General features: G+C 72.8%; 2 protein-coding genes. Both read left to right on the top strand.

Annotation, left to right across the window (positions count from 1 at the left end):
• The first annotated feature begins 252 nt into the window (after positions 1 to 252).
• Positions 253 to 1242: a hypothetical protein gene (locus ACFWJO_RS37965; protein WP_386872701.1), complete on the top strand. Its 990-nt coding sequence runs from the start codon at positions 253 to 255 to the stop codon at positions 1240 to 1242.
• A 10-nt stretch (positions 1243 to 1252) separates the two neighbouring features.
• Complete coding sequence (locus ACFWJO_RS37960) at positions 1253 to 1807, top strand: TIGR03086 family metal-binding protein (protein WP_036339014.1); 555 nt, start codon at positions 1253 to 1255, stop codon at positions 1805 to 1807.
• Positions 1808 to 1816: the final 9 nt, after the last annotated feature.

The raw sequence follows: 1816 nt of genomic DNA, 5'->3' as shown, positions 1-1816 counted from the left end.
GGTGCCTCCCAGCCGGGGCTCAGTCGACGCTGAAGCTGCGGATGTGGTTGCCGAACACGAAGCGGTCGAACACGGTCCGCGCCGAGCTCGGGTCGTCCGCGTGACCACTCTGTGCCGTCTGCGGCGGATCGAGCCCCGCCGCTGGCCGGCCTCCCATGCCGCGCCGTTCCCACCTCCGCCCGCCCGCCCGGCAGGGGTGGTCTCGGGCCGGGCGGCCTTGGGATGATGGGTGCCCCCAGAGAAAGGTGCCCGATGCCCCCGCCCGTGCCGCAGCCGACCCGTCGACAGATGCTCCTGGCCGGTTCCGCCCTGCTCGGATCGGGACTGCTGGCCGCCTGCGGGCAGGACGGGGAGGACGCGGCGTCGTCGTCCGTGCCGACCTCGTCCGCGCCCACCTCCGCCGCCCCCGCTGGTCCGCCGCCCGCCGGCGAACCGGTGGCCTGGCCGGACGTGGCCCGGGTTCCGCACCTGTTCTTCCACTCCCTGGTGGTGGACCCGGCGCGCGCCTTCGACGGCGACGACAAGGCCCGCGGCTACCTGGACTTCATGGTCACGGTGGACGAGTTCGACGCCGTCATCCGGCAGGTCTACGAGCGCGGTTACGTGCTGGTCTCCCCGCACGAGCTGTACGAGGTGGGGGAGGACGACGTCGTGCGCCCGAAGACCCTCATGGTCCCCGAGGGCCGGACCCCGCTGATCCTCTCCTTGGACGACTGCTCGTACTACCTCTACATGGACGGCGACGGCTTCGCGGACCGTCTGATCGTGGCCGAGGACGGCCGCGTCCGCAACGAGTACACGGACGCCCAGGGCACCACGCACGTCGGGGCGTTCGACGTCGTCCCGCGTCTGGACGACTTCCTCGCCGAGCACCCGGACCTCGGCCCCACGGACATGCTCATCTACCCGTTCGGCGCGGACGTCACCGGCCCCGGCAAGTACACGGAGGACAACGAGCGGTACCGCTACCTCCGCGAGCTCGGCTACCGCTCCTTCTTCCTCGTGGACGGCACCTCCAAGGCGTGGGGCCAGCTCGAGCCCGGCTACTACCGCGGCTCGCGCATCAACGTGGACGGCATCAGCCTCGCCGCGGCCGTCTCGGGCGAGCGGCCCGTGCTGGAGGAGTTCTTCGACCCCCGGTCCGTCCTGGACCCGGCCCGCCCCGAGTCCATCCGCGGCCCGAAGAAGCCGAGCCCGGCGCCGTCGTCGCCCGCCGCGGCCCCGAGAACCCCGCGACCCTGAGGAGAGCACCATGTCCATCCCCGCCACCGAGGTCGAGGCCCGCTGGAACGCGGCCGCCGAGCCGTTCACCGCCGTCGTCCGGGAGGTGCGGGACTGGGACGCCGCCACCCCGTGTGAGGGCTGGGACGCGCTGGACCTGCTGGACCACGTGATCGCCGGCCAGCGCGACTTCGCCGCCCGCCAGGGCCGGGAGGTGCCCCTCTTCGACGGGTCCCGCCAGCAGCTGGCCACCCAGTGGGCCAAGCACGCCGCCGCCATGTCTGCCCTCGCCGGTGACGAGGAGTTCATCATGCGGCCCATGAAGACCGCGCTCGGGGAGATGCCCGTGGGCGAGGCGTTGATCCGCTTCCACGCGTTCGACGTGATCGTGCACCGTTGGGACCTGGCCCGCTCGCAGGGCGTGGACGCGCGGTTCACGGACGCGGAGATCGACTGCGTGGAGGAGTCGCTGGAACTGTTCGGCGACGCCGCCTACACGCCCGGCATCCTGGGCGAGCCCGTCCCCGTGGCCGACGACGCCGACCGGCAGACCCGCCTGCTCGGTCGCCTGGGCCGTCGGGGCTGAGACACGGGC

Origin of the sequence: Streptomyces sp. NPDC127092 (assembly GCF_042722475.1) — a bacterium.
Classification (GTDB): domain Bacteria; phylum Actinomycetota; class Actinomycetes; order Streptomycetales; family Streptomycetaceae; genus Streptomyces.
Note: the sequence above shows the minus strand (reverse complement) of the source record. Positions and strands in the feature narration are given on the sequence as shown.

What these genes read in the sequence shown, in the direction of transcription:
- ACFWJO_RS37965 (WP_386872701.1), top strand. Translation starts at nt 253, where the DNA reads ATGCCCCCGCCCGTGCCGCAGCCGACCCGTCGACAGATGCTCCTGGCC.
- ACFWJO_RS37960 (WP_036339014.1), top strand. Translation starts at nt 1,253, where the DNA reads ATGTCCATCCCCGCCACCGAGGTCGAGGCCCGCTGGAACGCGGCCGCC.